Source organism: Komagataeibacter oboediens (assembly GCF_018491655.1).
Taxonomy (GTDB): Bacteria; Pseudomonadota; Alphaproteobacteria; order Acetobacterales; family Acetobacteraceae; genus Komagataeibacter; species Komagataeibacter oboediens.
This window is the reverse complement of sequence record NZ_JABLUU010000014.1, coordinates 66,108-84,738: the sequence shown is the minus strand read 5'-3', so window position 1 is coordinate 84,738 and position 18,631 is coordinate 66,108. Positions and strand designations below refer to the sequence as shown.

Below are 18,631 nucleotides of genomic sequence, written 5' to 3'. Positions count from 1 at the left end.
TGCCGCCCCGACGCGGCACCCTAGGGCCAGCCCGACGCCGCAAGCCGTGCCGCGCGGACCCCAGACAGAGGCTTTTCGTTGCGATGCGCCCCCATAACGACAACACCAGCCCGGATGTGCTGCATTTTCCACGCCGCAACATCTTTTCGCCACAGGAGGCATCGCACTACCTTGGCATTGCGCCGTTGCGCCTGCGTATCATGAAATGGCTGCGCTGCGGGCCGAAGCCCATCTCCATCAATCGTGAAACATTCTATACCGAAGCCGAACTGCGCAGTTTCCGCCTCGGCCTGATCCGCGCGGTGGGGGTGGAGGAAAATGGCGGTCCCTACCGCGAACGGTACATGGCCGACACGCAGGGGGAAAAACCGGTGATGGACCCGCTGGTCACGCTACTGTCTGCCAACCTGATCCGGCGGCGGGCGATCGGGCTGTCGCTATGGGGCCTGCTGGTGCTGGGGATCGGCATTGACCTGATCCTGTTCTGACCCACCACGTCATGCGCGGGACAGGGGAGCAGGCATGAAAAAAGGGGCGTCCCGGCATGGGACGCCCCTTTTCGCGCTACGATAGCTGCAGATTACTGCTGCTGACCGTCGTGATCATGCTCACCGTGTTCGCCATGTTCACGGTCACCATGTTCACCGTGTTCGCGATCGCCGTGCTCACGGTCACCATTCTGGCCGTTTTCACCGTTTTCGTTGTGGTGCTTGCCATGATGCTTGCCGTGGTGTTCGCCATGACGGTTCTGGTCGTTACCGTTGTTGTCGTCAGCATGAGCAACAACCGGGAGCGACAGACCAAGAACGGCTGCCAGGATCAGGGACTTTTTCATACTATATCGTTTCCTTAGTTTTAACCGGTTTCTAAAAACCTGCTCTATACATATAGAAGGATAACCAGAAATGAGAAGACCTGTACCAATAAATTATTTGTAACAGAATGCATCATGCCCCTGATCGGGCTGAATATTTACAATAATCCGGTATACTCAGGCTTCATCCGGCATGAAACCCTCATCAGCGCGGATGGGCGATGTTTCATGCGTGCGGACGTAGCCGCGACGGTTCTTCCATGCATGGATCAGGGCTTCGCGCCATTCTTCATGCGGCTCTTTACGGGTTTTTTGGGGGGAAACGGCTTGCGTATTCATGATCCGGAAACCTCTTAAAAAGCCAGCACAAGCGCGGGCAGGAACAGAGTAACAAAAACAGCGGACTGTAAATGTGATAATTCTGTGAATCCGTCCGACCATGCCGAATTCGGGGCGACGGGAACATGTGTTATGGTTCTGTTAAGATATTAAGACGGTCTCTGGGCTAATATTCACGAAATATCACGAATGACAGGAACTTATTCCTGTTCTGCGAATGCTTTCCGGAAACGGGTCCGAAGTAAGACAGGCCGAATCTGTTTGTAACAATATTGGCCCTATCAATCGCCGCTTCGCTTCCCGATATCTTGGGTGTCAATCCATAGGAGACATCATGAAACGTACAATCCTGCTGGCGCTTGCCCTTGGCGCGTCCCTTCCGCTTGCAGCGCAGGCACAGTCCTTCGACCAGAACCAGGGTGGCGAGCACCGTGGTGGCCGTGGCGGCGAAGGCGGCGGATGGGGACAGCGTGGTGGCGAAAGCCGCGAGGGCCAGAACGGCGGTGGCTGGGGCAACCGTGGCGGCCAGAACGGTGACAGCCAGAATAACGGTGGCCAGAACGGCGGCGGCTGGGGACAGCGCGGTGGCGAAGGCCGCGAAGGTCGTAACGGCGGTGGCTGGGGCAACCATGGCGGCCAGAACGGCGACAGCCAGAATGGCGGTGGCCAGAACGGTGGCGGCTGGGGACAGCGCGGCGGTGAAGGCCGTGGTGAAGGTCATAACGGCGGTGGCAACGGCGGCGGCTGGGGCGGTCGTGGCCATGGTGGCCACAACGACAGCGACAGCAGCAGTTCCAACTAACGCAGCGCGCGGGGACCGGTCCGGCCGGGCCATCCCCGTCTGCCTGCTCGTCGCGGCATGAATTCATGCCCGAGCGGGTAGCCGCAATGAAAAAGGCGTATCCTGCCCACCCGCCCCATCATATGGGACGGCGCGGGACAGGGTGCGCCTTTCGTGCATGAATGGATGCGGGCCGCCGGGAACAGGGTGGGCTACGCCCCGCCATGATGGGGAATGGCGATCCGGGCCGGACTGCCGCATGCCATGGCCCGGATGCACCAGCCCTGTCCGCCTGCCGTCATTATGCCAGCAGGGACAGTGTGCCACGCGGGTTTACGCGCAACGTGCGACCGGGGCCATCCACCCGCCGGCGCGTTCCGGTTCATTCATCCATATTACCCGTGGGCGGCGTGGACGAAGATGACGGCGCGGCCCCGCCACCACGCGTGCCGGGAATGTCCGGGTTGCTGGGGTCCTTGCGCGGGCAGGGGTGGGAATGGCCATGCGCGGTGTCCTGCGTCCTGCATGCGCTGTCCGGTGTGTGGGAGGTGGAGGTGCCCCCGTCCCGGGGCATGGTCTCGACGGGCATTCTGGGCGGCGTGTTGCCCTGCGCGTGGGCCGCTGTTCCCATACATAGCCCAAGGGCCAGAAGTGACGCGATATGAAGGGGTCGTGCGATCATTGTCCTGATCCTTGTCCGGTCACGTCGCGGCATGCGGCGTTTCTTTGTAACGCCCGTCATTATTTCCGGTTTTATTTTATATTCATCCCCCGCCGCACGAAAACGGCCCGGTCCGTCCATCCATGCCGCCATATCCGTCGCAACCCATGCAGGGGGGCGACGTTCACCCGGCAGTGCGACAACCGACCGGAGGCACGACATGACACCGGATATCAACGCCAGGAAAATTCGTTACGCCGTGATCGGCGGCGGCCAGATTTCCCAGCAGGCCTTCATGCCCGGCATGGCGCGGGCAGGCAATTCCGTGCTGTCCGCGCTGGTGACGGGCGACCCGGAAAAGGCCCGCAGGCTGGCAGCACGGTACGATATTCCCGCCTGCCATTATGATGACCTGCCGACCCTGCTGCATTCGGGGCATATCGACGCGGTCTATCTGGCAACCCCCAACGCGCTGCACCGGCAGTACGCCGTGCCCGTGCTGGAGGCGGGGCTGCACCTGCTGGTGGAAAAACCCATGGCGACCAGCGTTGAGGACTGCGAAGCCATTCTGGATGCACAGAAACGTGGCGGCGGCAAGCTTATGGTCGCCTACCGCCTGCATTGCGAACCGGGCACGGTTGACCTGATTTCACGCTGTCGCAATGGGGATTTCGGGCACCTGATCGCCTTTGATTCCATGTTCGGACAGAACTTTGCCGAAGCCAACCATCGCGGCCATAGCGGTTACTGGTCCGGCCCGGTGCCCGACATGGGCACCTATCCGCTGAACGCGGTGCGCAACCTGTTTGCCCGCGAACCGCTGGAGGTCCACGCCGTGGGCACCAAAACGCCGGGGCGAGGGTTCAATTTTGATGATACGGTATCCGTCACCCTGCGCTTTGCCGAAGGGCGGATGGCCCATTTCCTTGTCAGTTACGCCTGCGCGCCGGTCGAGAATTTCTCGCTGGTGGGTGACAGGGGCAGCGTCACCGCCGGGCCGTGCTATATGTTCGGCCCCGATGTCGGCATCACCTACACCACCACCATAGATGGCCGGAAGGAAACGCACCGCCATGACCCGGTGGAACAGTTTGGCGGGGAAATCGCCTATTTTTCCGACTGTATCCTGCATGACCGCGACCCTGAACCGGATGGGGAGGAAGGATTGCGCGACGTCCGCGTGCTGGCGGCAGTGGAACGCGCACTGCTGACCGGACAGCCACAGAAACTGGACCCCATGCCGCCCGCCCGCGTCGCCCTTCCCGATCAGGTCATGACCCTGCCGCCGGTGCGTGAACCGGATGTGGCGGACATGATCAGCATCGTCCCGCAATCGGCCTGACCCGATCCGCCTTCGGCCCGGCAGGTGCGTGAGGACTGTCTGAAAACGGCAGGCGGATCAGGGCGGGAGACAGGATTGCGGGTATCGCCGTCTGCAATAAAGACGATATTCCCGAATCCTGCCCCTGACCGGCTGACGTGGTCCGGCCGGTTGGTTCAGGTAATCCGTTACAGCATGGGGCGACCGCCGGTTACGGGAATGATGGCGGCGGTGACGTAACTGCTTTCATCCGATGCCAGAAAGACATAGGCGGGGGCGACTTCCGCCGGTTGTCCCGCGCGGCCCATGGGCGTGTTGCGGCCGAATTCCTTTATGTGTTCCGGCGGCATGGTCGCCGGGATCAGCGGCGTCCAGATCGGGCCGGGGGCCACGGCATTGACCCGGATCCCGCGCGCGGCCAGCATGTCACCCAGCCCCACGGTGAAATTGGCGATCGCCCCCTTGGTCGTGGCATAGGCCAGCAGGTGCGGCGAGGGCGATGTCGCGTTGATCGACGTTGTATTGATGATCGCGGCCCCCGCCGCCATATGCACCACGGCGGCCTGCGACAGGAAGAACATGCTGTAGATGTTGGTGCGGAACGTCCGGTCCCACTCCTCCTCCTCAATATCTTCCAGCCGGTCGATGCTTTTCTGGTGCCCTGCGTTATTGACCAGGATGTCAATCCCGCCCAGCGTTTTGACCGTACGCGCGATCAGGTCCGTGCAATGCGCCCTGTCGGCTACGTCACCGGGCAGCAGCAGCGTCTTCCGGCCTGCCTTTTCCACCCATGTTGCGGTCTGCCGCGCATCGTCATGTTCATTGTAATAGGCAATGGCGACATCGGCCCCCTCGCGTGCGAAGGCAATGGCCACCGCGCGCCCGATGCCGGAATCCCCACCTGTAACCAGCGCCCTGCGCCCCGCAAGCCGGCCGGACCCGCGATAGCTGGTCTCGCCATGGTCGGGGCGGGGATGCATGTCCCGGGTTTGCCCCGGTGGGGCCTGCTGCTGCGGCGGAAAGCCGCCGTCATGTCCGTCCATCGTGCCGGGCTCCCGGTTGTCTTTTCCAGTTCATGCCAAAAGCGGAAAAACGCAGACTGCAGGCCGGGCCGGGCCCATACCTGCAGTTGCGTCCCGTCCGGCCTGCGGCCGGCCTACATGCCGGGCAGGCCGCCGTAATAGGTATCGACCTGACTGCCGTAACGGCTGTTGGTCCAGTCGGGGGACATGTCCTCGGCATAGGCAGGGGCGGCTTCAAGCTGTTCACGCGTCAGGGACACGATATACCCGCCGCGTTCCCTGTCGTAATGCAGCGCCTTCCACGGCAGCGGGTGGTAACTGTTGCCCATGCCCAGAAAGCCGCCAAAGCTCATGACGACATAGGCGACATCGCCCGAATTCTTGTCGACCATGAAATACTTGACCGTGCCCAGTTTTTCCCCCGACGGGGAGTACACGGACGTGCCCTCCACCTGGTCCGAGGAAATCAGGTCATGCCTGCCGGTCATTTCAGGGGATATGGTTGTATTATTCGTCGTGGAACCGTTTGTCATGGATGCTGACATGGAACTTCTCCATACGTGTCATGGACATCGCCCGACGATGGCGACATCCGATGGTATCGGCAGGTCGGGCGGAACCCGGCTGCAGGTTCCGCCCACCCGTTCTACTTACGACTTGCCATGACTGTGCAGGCCGCCCTTGCGTCCGGCTTCCGCCGCACGTTCGGGGTTGTCGGCAAAATTGCCCGCGCCATGCTGCGTGCCCTTCTGGGTGCCGGACGCCGCCGTTTTTTCCGACGTGTGCCCGGTGCCGCCATGGCTGTGCTGTCCGCCCTTGCGCCCGGCTTCCGCCGCACGGGCCGGGTCATTGGCGAAATTGCCGGAACTGTGCTGCCCGCCCTTGTGGCCGGCTTCGGCCGCGCGGGCGGGGTCGTTGGCGAAGTTGCCGGGGTTGTGGGCCGCACCGCCGCCGCCACGGCTGTCGGCCGGGGCCAGAGCGGGCAGGCTTGTGCGTGTGTGCAGGGAGATATGATAACTCATGATCCTCACCTTTTCATATCACAGCGGCTACGCGGGGCCCTTGTTTTTCCATGGTTCCATGACGGATGTGCCAGTGGAAGCGACCCCGGAACTGCGCGCTGTGGGAAGATCAACGGCACATCGCGTCCACGGTTGCGTATCGGGCAAACAAAATAATAAGAGATGGATCATACTTCATGATTCTTAAAAAACCCGTCGGTTCCATAATATAATTACGACCGTATACTTTATAATTCCCGATCACATGGCGCGCGTCCCGTGCCATGTGGCGGTAAATGCGCTGTCGTGCCCGCTGCAGTCATGGCAGGCGGGCGGAAATACACGGCGCGCCGTTATTGCACTGCATCATTACTTTTGTTCCGACCGGAAAACATCATGAACGGAGATGGGCGCGCACTGCGGCGGCACCATCATCTGGCGCGCATGCCATCCGGCGTGTGACAGCCTTATCCGGCACCGCACCACACGCGGGCCGACCAGCATGACCGGACATTACATGATCTGAAATAATAAACACCTTCAGGCGCTGCCTTCTGTCAATAAAGGCGATGATACCTGACGCTTTTCAAAAAGAGTTTTCACCATATACTTCGTACGGTCGACCGCTATTACCCGGGCAGGCTTTTCAGGCCGAGCGTGGCCCCGTCCCGGTTGCGTGCGGGATGAACCGCATGGCGTGTCCGATATGCTGCCGCGCGGGAACCGGCAACGTACGCCGGCCTTCACGCCGCCCGCATCGTATTCACCACATTCATGCGAAACATGTAGCCCGGCAATGGCGACTGTCCCGCGGCATTGCAGGGGGACGCCGCCGCCCCGGCTGAAACAGGCGGCGCCCCGGAACCGGCGGTACCGGCGTGAATACGCGACGTCAGAACAGGCCGTTACTGGTTTTTCAGCGCGTCTTCTTCTTCCTGCCGCGTGGCGAAGGGTACTTCCTGCCTGTCATCAAGTTCGTTCATGCTGCCGCCGGAATTGCCAAGGTTTTCCTCAAGGAAGGCTTCCTCGACCGGCTGGCCGTTTTCATCAAGCGGCACGGGAGAGTCCACGGGAATCTGCCCCGCGTCGGGGTTGCTTTCCATCCCGATCAGCTCCGACGCCGCTTCCTTGTACGCATCCGGCCCGCAGCCCGGCCTGCCATCGGCTTCCCACATTTCCTTTGCCTTGGCGGCGATGCGCGCCTGTGTCTCGGGGGTGGTCTGCAGCGGGTTGTCCATTGTCATCATCCTTGCACAGTGACCTGAAAGGGGCATCAGGCCCGATCTTGCATACCCATCCATAGCGTAATCGGGCACGCCCCGTTACCCGCAACGCGGATACCAGCCTTTCGTCCACAGGCCATGGCGGGAGCAGGCACGCGAAAACCGGGACAGGCCACGCCGCGGGTCAGTCCAGACCTTCCTCGCTACGGGCCTTCTGTGCTGCCGGGCGGGCGAACACCGCATCACGCAGGGCGCAGGCGCGGGGATAGGCCGACAGGTCCACCTGCAGCGGGTCAGCCCAGCTCAGGATCACGGCCATCAGCGCATCCGCCTGCGTGAAGCCTTCGGGCAGCAGGTGCCCGTTGCCGCAGGCCGCCAGCATGGCCTCAACCTGTCCCAGGCGGCGCGGGATCAGCGTATTCAGCAGATGGTCGCGCGTCACATCCGGCAGGCCGGGGGCGAACAGCGCGCCGAATGCGCCGTGCACGTCCTCGCAGAATCCGATGGCTTCGAGCAGGCGAAAAAACGCCACCGAGTCCGGGGACGGATGCATGGCGACATTACCGGCCTGCAGCCCGATATAGGTCAGCACCGCGACATTCTGCGTCAGTACCTCGCCCGGCGCGATTTCCAGCGCAGGCACCGCGCCACGCGGGTTGATCTTCAGGTAATCCGCGCCGCTGGCGGTTGTCTTGGCCTTCAGGTCCACCCGTTCAAGCGTGTGGGGCAGCCCGGTTTCATTCAGGATGATGTGGGCTGCCAGCGAACAGGCGCCCGGCGTATAATACAGCTTCATTGCAATGGCCTTCCATGATGGCGCGCCGGGCGAACGACGCCCGCCCGGCCGGGCAGGAGCCTGACATACACACGCGGCCCTGAAAAGCGCATGGCTGCACGCCGCAGCCCCCGCGCGGAACCTGACAGGGCATGACCGGCGGCATGGGCAGGGAACCAACCCGACACCGGCGCTGTTTGTGCCAGCAGGGGCAGGGCGCGGTCTGCGCGCGCCTGCCGTACGTAAAGGGGCCCAGCCGCCATGACCTTTCCCTTCGAAGCACTGGCCGCCTGCCGCGCGGAACTGGAAGCGGAAGCCAGCGCGGGCGACGCGCAGGCAACCTTTCCGGCCGCGGGGCTGCAACGCCTGCGGCAGCTGGGGGTGCTGGCGGCGGCGCTGCCGCGCGTGCATGGCGGGCTGGGCCTTGGCACGGAACCGCACGGGGCGGCGGGCCTGCTGCACATGCTGCGGCTGGTGGGCCAGGGCAGCATGGCGCTTGGCCGCGTGGTGGAGGGGCATGTCAACGCCATCCGCCTGGTCTGCCTGTACGGCACGTCCGCGCAGGTGGCCCGCATTGCGCAGGATGTGCATGACGACGCGCTGTACGGCCTGTGGGTAACCGATGGCGCGACCCCGCTGCGCATGGAACAGGCCGCGGGCGGGCTGATGCTGCATGGGGGGAAGGCCTTTGCCTCGGCCGCGCGGCAGGCGACCCATGCGCTTGTCACCGCACGGGCGGAACGGGATACGACCCGGATGCTGCTGGTGGCGCTGGATGAAGGCCGCACCGTGCAGGCCGGGGGCGCGGGCCTTGCGGGCATGCGTGGGGCGGGCACGGGACAGTGCGACCTGACCGGCATGGCCGTGCTGCCGGCCGCCATGGTGGGGCAGCCGGGGGATTACCTGCGCCAGCCCGAATTCTCGGCCGGGGCATGGCGGGGCATGGCCGTGGCGCTGGGCGGTATCGAACGGCTGAGCGCGCTTCTGCGCAGCCAGCTTGCCACGCGTGGCCGGGCGGCGGCCCCCGCGCAGCAGGCACGTATTGGCCGGGCCCTGATCGCGGCGGAAACCGCCCTGCTATGGACCCGCCGCGCCGCCCGGATGGCCAGCGGGCAGGACCAGGTGGATGCAGGCGACATTGCCGCCACCGTCAACCTTGGGCGTCTGGCGGTGGAACGCGCGGGGCTGGAGGTGATCGAACAGGTCGAACGCGGGCTGGGGCTGTCCGCCTTCGTGCGTGGCAACGTGGTCGAGCGGCTGGTGCGCGACCTTGCCACCTACCTGCGCCAGCCCGCCCCGGACGAGACATTGTGCGAAGCCGCCGCCTGGTTCACCCACCGCGACCTTCCCCAGCCGGACGTCCGGCCATGAAGGCCGCCACCATGCATGCCGCCCTGCGCGAGCTGCCGCTTGCCCCGCTTTCGGCCATTGCGCCGGGCACCGTAATGGTCCTTGCCCCGCACCCCGATGATGAAAGCCTGGGCTGCGGGGGGCTGATCGCCGCCTGCTGTGCCGCGGGCATGCCGCCCGTTGTCGTCATCATGACCGATGGAGCAGCATCCCACCCCAATTCGCGCCAGTGGCCCGCCCCCCGGTTGCGGGCAAAGCGCCAGCAGGAAGCCCGCAATGCGGTGTCCTGCCTTGGCCTGCCGCCCAACCGGCTGGTTTTCCTTGGCCTGCCCGATGCCGCCGCCCCGCATGACGGTCCGGTGTTTGCGGATATGGCGACGCGACTGGCCCATCTGGCCACGGCACGGGGCTGCACCACGCTGCTTGTGCCATGGCGGGCGGACCCGCATTGCGATCATGAAGCGGCATGGAAAATGGGCGTGGCGGTGCAGCGCCTGTGTGGCGCAACGCTGCTGGCCTATCCTGTATGGGGATGGCTGCTGCCCGATGACATGGATCTGGACCACACCCCGCCACGGGGCCTGCGGCTGGACATCACCGCCCACCGCGCGACCAAGGCCCGGGCGATCGGCATGCATGAAAGCCAGTACGGCGGCCTGATTACCGATGACCCGGACGGGTTCCACCTGCCTGACCGCCTGCTGGACGCGCTGGTGACGGATTACGAGGTCTTTGTCCAGCCATGAGCCCCCCAAGCTGGTCACGGACAGTTTTCGAACGCCTGCACAGACGCCGCCCCGACCCGTGGGGCGTGGGAACGCGGGCGTATGAACATGACAAATACCGCCAGACGCTGTCGGTGCTGTCGGGCAGGCATTTCAGATTCGCGCTGGAACTGGGGTGTTCGATCGGCATGATGACGGCGCGACTGGCGCGGCGGTGTGAACGGGTGCTGGCGGTGGACGTGGCCGAGGCCGCGCTGGAACGCGCGCGCCGCCGCTGCGCGGGGCTGAATGGGGTATCGTTTTACCGGGGGCAGGTGCCGGACGGGTTCCCGCCGCTGCCCGCGCGGGCGTGCGACCTGATCGTGGTGTCGGAAATGCTGTATTTCCTTTCCCGCCGTGACATCCGCCGCCTTGCCGCCCACTGCCTGCGGGTGCGGCAGGCAGGTGCCCCGATCGTACTGGTCAACTGGACCGGGCCAACCGATACGCCCTGCACCGGGGATGAGGCCGCCCGCCATTTCATAAATGCCTGCCGCGCGGGCGGGCTGCATGTGACCCATGCACGGCGGTACCCGCGCTACCGGCTGGATGTGGTCAACGGACCGGATAGCGCGCCCCCGGTAACGGACCCGACGTAAGGCAGTGCGCACGACGGCGTGGCCAGCAGGCCGCGCACGATCCGCCGCGCCTCATCAATGTACATGGGCAGGTCAGCCCGCCGGACGGGCATGCGCCGTAGTTCCGGGCTGAGCGTCTCCAGCCTGTCCCATGCCATGCCCATGAACCGGCCACGCGCCATATGCGCCACGGTGGCGACCGGCAGGCGCAGCAGGGCCGCAAGCCCGTCCGCCGCGTCATGCCACGCATCGCACCCCGGTGGCAGGCCCCGCAACCCGCGCAGTGCCGCCCGCGCCCGCGCGCGCCGCAGGCAGGTGCGTGGGGGTTCAAGGCTGTCATCCAGCATCTCGTCCTGCCGCACCATGCGCCGCGCCATGGTATCGGCCATGCCGCCACGCGCCCGCCCGTCAATGCGGCCCGAAACGCTGACCATGACATCGGGCGCATGGCGGATCGTGGCATCCACCTGCCGCAGGGCGCGGATGAACCCGCGATCTTCACCCAGCGGCAGGGCAGGGATACCCCCGGCGCGCCGCCATGCGGCCACGCGCACGGCAATGCTGGCGCCGGAATGTTCCGTATGGCGTGGCCATGGATCATGCGGGTCGGGATCGCTCAGGTCATGGATACGGTCCAGCATGGTGGCATAGGCGGTTTCCATCCGGTCATCATCATGCAGGTGCGCGGGAATGATCCGTGCGTCTGCCGGGTCGATCAGGGCGCGGCCACAGACCGCATCGGCACCCGCGTCAAACGCCGCAAGGATATTGGCCAGCCAGTCGGGCGCGACGCGGCCATCGGCATCGGTTGTCAGCACGATGCCGTCCGGTTCGGCCAGGGCCGCGGCAATCTGCATGGCCGCACGCCGGGCCGTACCCGCATGGGCCACGGGCGGGGCATAGCTGCGTTCGGCCACGATCACGCCGAAGGGCAGGGACGTGGCAAGGGCGCGGACCGCGCCACGCGTATCATCGGTACAGTTGTTGAGCAGCAGGACCACATGGCCCGGACAGGCCCCCTGCTGCGCAGCAAGGGCACGCAGGCAGGGACCAATACGCTGTGCTTCGTTTCGCACCGGAATCGCCACGACGGGGGGGCGGGCAGGCGGCATGGGGCACCTGTTGGAAAGGGAAACGGTAAACGCCACGCAGGCCGGAACAGTTGCAGGCAATATGACAGAGTGTTGCCCACGGCCACAGGCACCGTTTTGGGGCCGGATCACGCGCGGGCGTGCTGTCGCGGCTGTCGCGACCCGTCCGGGCCACGCGGTTGCCCTTGCCATGCATGTGTCATGCGCGCACAGGCAGGCCAGTTATGCAACACCGTGCAGATCCCGCAACTGATGGCGAAAATTCACGGCAGGCGCCCGGAGACATGTATTGCGTTTCAGGGATGGCACGAAACAAGTCATTGATAAAAATTGTTTTTTGTGTCGCCGTTTGTCCGGACAGGCGGCGCTTCGGGACGGTTTTTGAAACATGACTGCCCGATGCCGTCCGGGCGTCCCTTCCAGACGGCAGTTTTCCGGTCCCGGACAGTGGGGCATGCCTGCGCGGCAGGTGTCGGCTGACATGGGGAAAGGTTCCCTGTTAACGTATTTTTTATTTATCCGGTTCCGAAGTTTATAAACTATACTTCATAAAATATTGGAAATAATAACGAATACTCCCTGTCATGAATATTATTTTAAATCTTATCTGTTCATAGTTTGTAAAAAAACACTGTATCTGTCGTTTCAGGCAGATGCCGCATGACCCCATGCCGGCCCGCCCGTTACCGATCCCGCCGGAGTGCTGCCCCATGCCCGTCACGCCCAACATGACCCGCAGGCCCTAGTTCCGTCCCACGCGCGCGTGGGACTGTAAAAACCGATCAATGCAATAAAAACCGCATGCCAATACTGTGGGGCATTCCCGTAGTGCTGCGCGGTTATTCGTAATACAGGGAATGATCCACCCCATGAACGCCATCGTAGTGACCGCACTACGTCGGCCCTATACCTTCGTGGTGCTGTCGATCCTTATTGTGGTCTTTGGCATCATGTCGGTATTGCGCACGCCGACGGATGTGTTCCCCAACATAAAAATTCCGGTCGTATCCGTTGTCTGGACCTATGGCGGCATGCTGCCGGAGGAATTCGCAGGACGTATCATATACAATTACGAACTGATGGTGACCTCGACCGTCGAGGGCATCGAACATATGGAAAGCAGTTCGTATTACGGGCGCGGCATCGTCAACATATACTTCCAGCCCGGCACCGATATTGGCAAGGCGGAAGCGGAAGTGACCGCCATTTCACAGACGGTCATCAAACAGCTGCCCGAAAACATCCCGTCACCCATGGTGATGAGCCTCGACGCTTCCTCCGTGCCGGTGCTCACACTTCAGGTTACGTCCGACAAGCAGACGCCATCGGACCTGTTCAAGCTGGCGATGATCCGCGTGCGCCCGTTGCTGGTGACCGTTCCGGGCGCGGTGGTGCCGCAGGCCTATGGCGGCATGGACAGTTTTGTCATGGTGGCGCTGAACCAGCAGCAGCTTCAGGCGCACCACCTGTCGGCCATGGACGTGCAGAACGCCCTGCGCGGGCAGAATATCGTGCTGCCCGCGGGCGACCAGAAAATCTCGGCCACCGACTGGATGGTGCAGACCAACGCCACCCCGCGTTCCATGAAGGAACTGGGTGATATTCCCGTCAAGCGCGTGGGCAATGCCGTGATCTATGTCCATGACGTGGCGGAGGTCTATCGCGGCGGCCACCCGCAGACCAACCTCGTGCTGGTAAAGGGCAAGCAGGGGGTGGAAATCGTCGTGATGAAAAGCGGCGACGCCTCGACGCTGGATGTCGTGGCCGGGGCCAAGGCACTGCTGCCGCGCATACAGAGACTGCTGCCGCCGGATGTGAAGGTCAGCATACTGGGCGATGCCTCTGTCTTCGTGAAGGATTCCATTTTCGACGTCGTGCGCGAAATGCTGACGGCGGCGGCCCTGACCGGCATGGTGGTACTGCTGTTCCTGGGGTCGTGGCGGCCGACGGTCATCATCGCCACCTCCATCCCGCTGGCGATCCTGTGCGCGATCATCGGCCTGCACTGGGCGGGGCAGACGATCAATGTCATGACGCTGGGCGGTCTGGCGCTGGCGGTGGGCATACTGGTGGATGACGCCACGGTGATGATCGAGAACATCGACGCGCATCTGGAAATGGGCAAGACGCTGGAACCCGCGATCATTGACGCGGCGAACCAGATCGTCATTCCCACCTTTGTCGCCACCACCTGCATCTGCATTGTCTGGCTGCCGCTGTTTGGCCTGAGCGGGGTTGCAGGCTGGCTGTTCATGCCCATGGCCGCAGCCATCATCTTCGCCATGATCGCGTCCTTCATCCTGTCGCGCACGCTGGTGCCGACCATGGCCAAATACCTGCTGGCCGGTCACAGCGTGGCGGGGCATGGGGATTCCCACCACTGCCAGCCGCAGGTCCATAACCTGCAATACCCCCGGCGCCTGCCCGAACGCTTCCAGCAGGCGTTCGAACGCGGGTTCAACAATTTCCGTGAAGGGTACGCGGGCGTGCTGGAACGCGCGATTGCAGGGCGCAGGCGCTTTGTTGCCGTGTTCCTTGGCGTCTCGGTCTGCTCGCTGGGGCTGTACCTCGTCGCGGGGCGCGATTTCTTCCCTGAAACCAAATCCGGCACCATCCAGATGCACATGCGCGCCCCGCTGGGCACCCGCATTGAAGTGGCAGGGCGCGAGGCGTCACTGGTGGAAGACCGGATCAACCAGCTGTTCCCCGGCAAGGTGGAAAGCATGATCGAAAACTGCGGCCTGCCCGAAGGGGCGCATAACCAGGCCTTCATTCCCACCCCCACCATCGGCACGCAGGACTGTGACATCACCATTGCGCTGAAGGATGAGGAAACACCCGTATGGAATGACCGCACCATCCTGCGTCATGACCTGTCGGCACGGTTTCCCGGCACGGTGTTCACCTTCCAGCCTGCGGACCTTACGGCAAAGATCCTGAATTTCGGGTCGCCTTCACCCATCGACATCCAGATTTCCGGGCCGGACCTGCGTGACAATTACGATTATGCCCGCCTGCTGGTAAACCGCCTGCGCGCAGTCCCCGGTGCCGCCGACGTGGTGATCCAGCAGACCATGAAAACGCCGACACTGTTCGTGCAGGGCAACCGCACCTTCGGGCAGGCCACCGGCATGACGGAAGCCGACCTGGCCAATAACGAACTCATGACCCTGTCGGGCAGCCAGACGGTAGACCCGCAATACTGGCTGGACCCGGCCACGGGCATTACCTTCCCGCTGAATGTGTATGTGTCACAGGATCAGCTGACGCATTTCAACAACCTCATGACCATTCCGGTGGACAAGGGCGATGGCGACCCGCAGGGACGGCATATGCAGCTGCTGGGTGGTATCAGCAATGTCAGCGCCACCGGCACGCCGGGGCAGGTCTCGCACTTCAATTCCATGCCGGAAGTGGACATCTATGTCTCGGCCGAGGGCGCGGATCTGGGGCAGGTCACGACCGGCGTGCAGCACGTTCTGGACCAGACACATGACAGGGTGCCCTCCACCGCCGCCGTGGTGGTGCGCGGCCAGACCGAAACCATGCGCCATGCCTATGTCGAACTGGTGTTCGGGCTGGTGGTGTCGGTGCTGTTGATCTACCTGCTGATCGTGGTCAATTTCCAGTCGTGGCTGGACCCGTTCATCATCATCACCGCACTGCCTGGCGCACTGGCGGGGATCGCGTGGGCGCTGTTCCTGACGCATACGCGGCTGTCGGTGCCGGCGCTGACCGGGGCGATCATGTGCATGGGCACGGCCACGGCCAATTCCATCCTTGTGGTGTCCTTCGCCCGTGAACGGATCGAGGAACATGGTAATGCCCTGCGCGCCGCGCTGGAGGCAGGCTACGGCCGCATCCGCCCGGTGCTGATGACCGCGCTGGCCATGGTGATCGGCATGGTGCCCATGGCCATGAGCAATTCCCAGAACGCGCCCTTGGGCCGCGCCGTCATTGGCGGGCTGCTGGTGGCCACCGTGTCCACGCTTCTGTTCGTGCCGTGTGTTTACGCAATCCTGCACAACCGTCCATCCCGCATCCGGGAGGAAATGAACTGATGTCCACCCAGAAAAACCGAAAAGTCGTCATGCTGGCCGGTGCCGCCGTTGTCGTGGGGTGGTGCGGTTACCTGCTGGTCGGGCGCGTGCAGCATGCAGCCGCCCTGCGGCGGGAGGCCGCTGTCGCCTCCGTACCCGATGTCATGGTCATCTCGCCCCGGCGCGAGGCACGCCATGTCAGCCTGGACCTGCCCGGCACGATCGATGCGTGGTACCAGGCCCCCATCTACCCGCAGGCGTCCGGTTACGTGCGCATGTGGTACAAGGATTACGGCGCACGGGTGGCCGCGGGCGACGTGCTGGCCGAAATCAACACCCCCGGCCTTGATGCGCAGTTCGCGCAGGCGCAGGCCGACCTTCAGTCGTCACAGGCGAAATACGACCTTGCGGTGGTGACGGCCCAGCGCTGGCGGCTGATGGGCAAGTCACAGGCGGTGTCGGGGCAGTCCGTATCCGTGCAGGACGCGAACGAGAAATCCGCCGCTGCCGACCTGGAGGCCGCGCGGCATAACCTTGACCGTTATGCCGCCCTTGAACGCTTCAAGATCATTGTCGCCCCGTTTGACGGCGTGGTGACGCAGCGCGACATCAACGTGGGCGATTACGTGCACGAAGGCGGCGGCAACCTGAACGCCACGGGGGCGGCCAGTGAACTGTTCAGCGTGGCGGATACGCACCAGATGCGGCTGTTCGTCTCGATCCCTGAAAACATGTCCTACATCCTGCAGCCCGGCCTGCAGGCCAGCGTGCAGGTGCCGCAGTTCCCCGACCGCCGGTTCGAGGCGAAGTTCCTGACCGTATCGGGCGGCTACGACCCCGACACCCGCACCAGCGTAAGCGAGTTCGTGATCGACAACACCGACCATGCCCTGTGGCCCGGCACCTTTGCCGCCGTCACCCTGACCGCGCCCGAACAGGCCGCCCACCAGACCATTCCCACCGGCGCGCTGGTGTTTCAGGAACACGGCATGCAGGTGGCCGTGGTGGATGGGCAGAACCATGCACATTTCCACGATATTACCGTGGGCCGCATGGGCGACGGGGCGACGCAGGTGCTGTCGGGCATATCCCCCGATGACCGGATCATCGACAACCCGCCTGCCGACCTGCTGGATGGCGAGAGCGTGCGCGTGGTCCAGCCCGTGGCCGGCTACAGCAGCGATACCGATGAAAAGGACGATGAATGATGGCACACACCATCCGCCGCGCCGCCGGCATGGGGGGCGCATGCGCCATGTCGCTGCTGTCACTGGCGGGATGCGACCTGGCCCCGGCCTATCATGCGCCGAACTACATCATTCCCGCCACATGGCAGGGGCAGGCCCCGTTTGGCGTGGCCCGTCCCATGGATGACGCCATTCCCGCGCAGTGGTGGGAAAGCTTTGCCGACCCGCAGCTTGACATGCTGGAAACCACCGCCATGGCCCATAATGGCGACCTGCAGGCCGCCAGCGAACGCTTCCTGCAGGCACGCGCGATCGTAAGCGAGGCACGGGCCGACCTGCTGCCGCATTTTGGCGTGGCCTTTGGCGGCAGCAACAACAAAAGTTCGGCCGAGCGGCTGTTCCGCTACAAGGGGCCGATTACGGATTCCGACGAATTCTATGGCGGCATGGCATCGTGGGAACCGGATTTCTGGTCCGCCATCCGCAACCGGGTGCGGTTGCAGAAAGACTATGCGCAGGAACAGGCGGCGGAATACGCCGCGGCACGGCTGAGCCTGCAGGCCGAACTGGCCAGTGACTATTTCACCCTGCGCGGGCTGGATGCTCAGGCGGCGATCTATACGCAGTCGATCCGGTATTACCAGGACTCCCTGCGCGTGACCCAGACACGGCTGGTGGACCAGGCGGCATCACGGCTGGATGTGGCGCGCGCGCAGAACCAGCTGTACACCACGCAGGCCCGCCTGCTGGACATCCAGGCCCAGCGCGAGGTGATGGAACATGCGGTGGCCGTTCTGGTCAACGTCGCCCCGTCGTCGTTCCACATCGCGGCGGACCCGCACCTCAACGCCACCCGTTTCGCGCTGCACGCGCCCCTGCCGTCGGCCCTGCTGCAGCGCAGGCCCGACATTGCCATTGCCGAACGCCAGATGGCGCAGGCCAACCGGGCCATCGGCATAGCGCGCGCCGCGTTCTACCCGCATGTGTCGTTCCAGATGAACGGGGGGTTTGATGACAATGGCTTCAACCTCGCCAACCTTGCCAATTCCATGTGGTCGTATGGCGCGACCGTGACCATGCCGGTGTTTGAAGGCGGGCTGCGCCGCGCGCAGCTGCAGCAGAGCTGGTCCGCCTACCGTGAAACCCGCGACCATTACCGTGTCACCATCCTCAACGCCTTTCGCGATGTGGAGGACGGGCTGTCGCGCACCAACCGGCTGGATGGGGAAAATGGCCGCCTGCGCGCCGCCGTCGGCGCCGCAAGCGAGACACAGGACATTACCATGAACCTGTACAAGGGCGGGCTTGCCACGTACCTTGACGTCCTGATCGCGCAGGTCAGCACGCTGGACGCCCGCATACAGCAGGCCGAAATCCAGACCCGTTACCTGCAGGCGCAGATCGGCCTGATCCGTGGATGTGGCGGGGGATGGGACGCTGCCAGCCTGCCCGCGCCCAATCAGGTCTTCGGGGTTGATCCGCTCCAGTATTCCGGTCTGCACAACGCCCCGCCCGTGGGCGGCGTGCCCGCCCCGCACAGCCACGGGCCCGACCCCGACGACAACCTGACGCAGCCGGTGCTGTCCCCCGCCGTGGGGCAGTAAGGGGCCGCATCAGGGCAGCCTGCCGTGCGTGCCGCCCATGCTCACATGGGCGGCATTCCCCTGAAGCGTTCGGGACAGCG

At 64.0% G+C, this 18,631-nt stretch carries 18 protein-coding genes; 10 read left to right on the top strand and 8 right to left on the bottom strand.

Going from position 1 to position 18,631, the window contains the following annotated elements:
• Positions 1–83: 83 nt before the first annotated feature.
• Positions 84–488 (top strand): hypothetical protein, encoded by a 405-nt coding sequence (locus HNO79_RS11885; RefSeq protein WP_214165518.1) that lies wholly within the window; start codon positions 84–86, stop codon positions 486–488.
• 56 nt (positions 489–544) lie between these two features.
• A complete protein-coding gene (locus HNO79_RS11880) occupies positions 545–853 on the top strand; it encodes a hypothetical protein (protein ID WP_244987530.1) in 309 nt (102 codons plus the stop codon).
• A 138-nt stretch (positions 854–991) separates the two neighbouring features.
• Here HNO79_RS11880 and HNO79_RS11875 read toward each other — a convergent pair whose 3' ends face one another.
• Positions 992–1,153, bottom strand: a complete 162-nt coding sequence (locus HNO79_RS11875) for a hypothetical protein (RefSeq protein ID WP_010514423.1) — start codon at positions 1,151–1,153, stop codon at positions 992–994.
• A 334-nt stretch (positions 1,154–1,487) separates the two neighbouring features.
• Between HNO79_RS11875 and HNO79_RS11870 the strand changes: the two genes are divergently transcribed.
• Positions 1,488–1,955 (top strand): hypothetical protein, encoded by a 468-nt coding sequence (locus tag HNO79_RS11870; RefSeq protein WP_214165523.1) that lies wholly within the window; start codon positions 1,488–1,490, stop codon positions 1,953–1,955.
• 361 nt (positions 1,956–2,316) lie between these two features.
• On the opposite strand, the gene HNO79_RS11865 is transcribed toward HNO79_RS11870, so the two are convergent.
• Positions 2,317–2,616, bottom strand: coding sequence for a hypothetical protein (locus tag HNO79_RS11865; protein WP_029329473.1), 300 nt, complete (start codon positions 2,614–2,616; stop codon positions 2,317–2,319).
• 199 nt (positions 2,617–2,815) lie between these two features.
• Between HNO79_RS11865 and HNO79_RS11860 the strand changes: the two genes are divergently transcribed.
• Positions 2,816–3,937: a Gfo/Idh/MocA family protein gene (locus HNO79_RS11860; RefSeq protein ID WP_010514426.1), complete on the top strand. Its 1,122-nt coding sequence runs from the start codon at positions 2,816–2,818 to the stop codon at positions 3,935–3,937.
• Between the two features lie 167 nt (positions 3,938–4,104).
• On the opposite strand, the gene HNO79_RS11855 is transcribed toward HNO79_RS11860, so the two are convergent.
• The 5 genes from HNO79_RS11855 to HNO79_RS11835 all read right to left on the bottom strand — a co-directional run bounded on the left by HNO79_RS11855 (position 4,105) and on the right by HNO79_RS11835 (position 7,958).
• Positions 4,105–4,959, bottom strand: a complete 855-nt coding sequence (locus HNO79_RS11855; protein ID WP_214165517.1) for an SDR family oxidoreductase — start codon at positions 4,957–4,959, stop codon at positions 4,105–4,107.
• A 113-nt stretch (positions 4,960–5,072) separates the two neighbouring features.
• Positions 5,073–5,483 (bottom strand): PRC-barrel domain-containing protein, encoded by a 411-nt coding sequence (locus HNO79_RS11850; protein ID WP_338034407.1) that lies wholly within the window; start codon positions 5,481–5,483, stop codon positions 5,073–5,075.
• 105 nt (positions 5,484–5,588) lie between these two features.
• Entirely contained in the window at positions 5,589–5,960 is a 372-nt protein-coding gene (locus HNO79_RS11845; protein ID WP_214165516.1) for a con-10 family general stress protein, read from the bottom strand.
• A gap of 884 nt (positions 5,961–6,844) precedes the next feature.
• On the bottom strand, positions 6,845–7,177 hold the full coding sequence (locus HNO79_RS11840; protein WP_010514431.1) for a hypothetical protein: 333 nt from the start codon (positions 7,175–7,177) through the stop codon (positions 6,845–6,847).
• 169 nt (positions 7,178–7,346) lie between these two features.
• Complete coding sequence (locus HNO79_RS11835) at positions 7,347–7,958, bottom strand: glutathione S-transferase N-terminal domain-containing protein (RefSeq protein ID WP_214165515.1); 612 nt, start codon at positions 7,956–7,958, stop codon at positions 7,347–7,349.
• Between the two features lie 240 nt (positions 7,959–8,198).
• Between HNO79_RS11835 and HNO79_RS11830 the strand changes: the two genes are divergently transcribed.
• Genes HNO79_RS11830 through HNO79_RS11820 form a run of 3 tightly spaced genes read left to right on the top strand, consistent with a single transcriptional unit; the run spans position 8,199 to position 10,650 of the window.
• A complete protein-coding gene (locus HNO79_RS11830) occupies positions 8,199–9,308 on the top strand; it encodes an acyl-CoA dehydrogenase family protein (RefSeq protein WP_214165514.1) in 1,110 nt (369 codons plus the stop codon).
• Positions 9,305–10,033 carry a PIG-L deacetylase family protein gene (locus HNO79_RS11825; RefSeq protein WP_214165513.1) on the top strand — a complete coding sequence of 243 codons (729 nt, stop codon included), beginning with the start codon at positions 9,305–9,307 and terminating at the stop codon, positions 10,031–10,033. The genes HNO79_RS11830 and HNO79_RS11825 overlap by 4 nt, the downstream gene beginning before the upstream one ends.
• A complete protein-coding gene (locus tag HNO79_RS11820; protein WP_214165512.1) occupies positions 10,030–10,650 on the top strand; it encodes a class I SAM-dependent methyltransferase in 621 nt (206 codons plus the stop codon). The genes HNO79_RS11825 and HNO79_RS11820 overlap by 4 nt, the downstream gene beginning before the upstream one ends.
• On the opposite strand, the gene HNO79_RS11815 is transcribed toward HNO79_RS11820, so the two are convergent.
• A complete protein-coding gene (locus tag HNO79_RS11815) occupies positions 10,590–11,741 on the bottom strand; it encodes a glycosyltransferase (protein ID WP_214165511.1) in 1,152 nt (383 codons plus the stop codon). The two genes, HNO79_RS11820 and HNO79_RS11815, sit on opposite strands and share 61 nt — an antisense overlap.
• A gap of 848 nt (positions 11,742–12,589) precedes the next feature.
• Between HNO79_RS11815 and HNO79_RS11810 the strand changes: the two genes are divergently transcribed.
• From HNO79_RS11810 to HNO79_RS11800, 3 genes are read left to right on the top strand one after another with little or no spacing between them, the layout of a single operon-like run.
• A complete protein-coding gene (locus tag HNO79_RS11810) occupies positions 12,590–15,781 on the top strand; it encodes an efflux RND transporter permease subunit (RefSeq protein WP_214165510.1) in 3,192 nt (1,063 codons plus the stop codon).
• Positions 15,781–16,968 (top strand): efflux RND transporter periplasmic adaptor subunit, encoded by a 1,188-nt coding sequence (locus HNO79_RS11805; RefSeq protein WP_010514440.1) that lies wholly within the window; start codon positions 15,781–15,783, stop codon positions 16,966–16,968. Before HNO79_RS11810 ends, HNO79_RS11805 begins: the two co-directional genes overlap by 1 nt.
• Positions 16,965–18,551 carry an efflux transporter outer membrane subunit gene (locus HNO79_RS11800; RefSeq protein ID WP_048855446.1) on the top strand — a complete coding sequence of 529 codons (1,587 nt, stop codon included), beginning with the start codon at positions 16,965–16,967 and terminating at the stop codon, positions 18,549–18,551. The genes HNO79_RS11805 and HNO79_RS11800 overlap by 4 nt, the downstream gene beginning before the upstream one ends.
• The last annotated feature ends 80 nt before the right edge of the window (positions 18,552–18,631 follow it).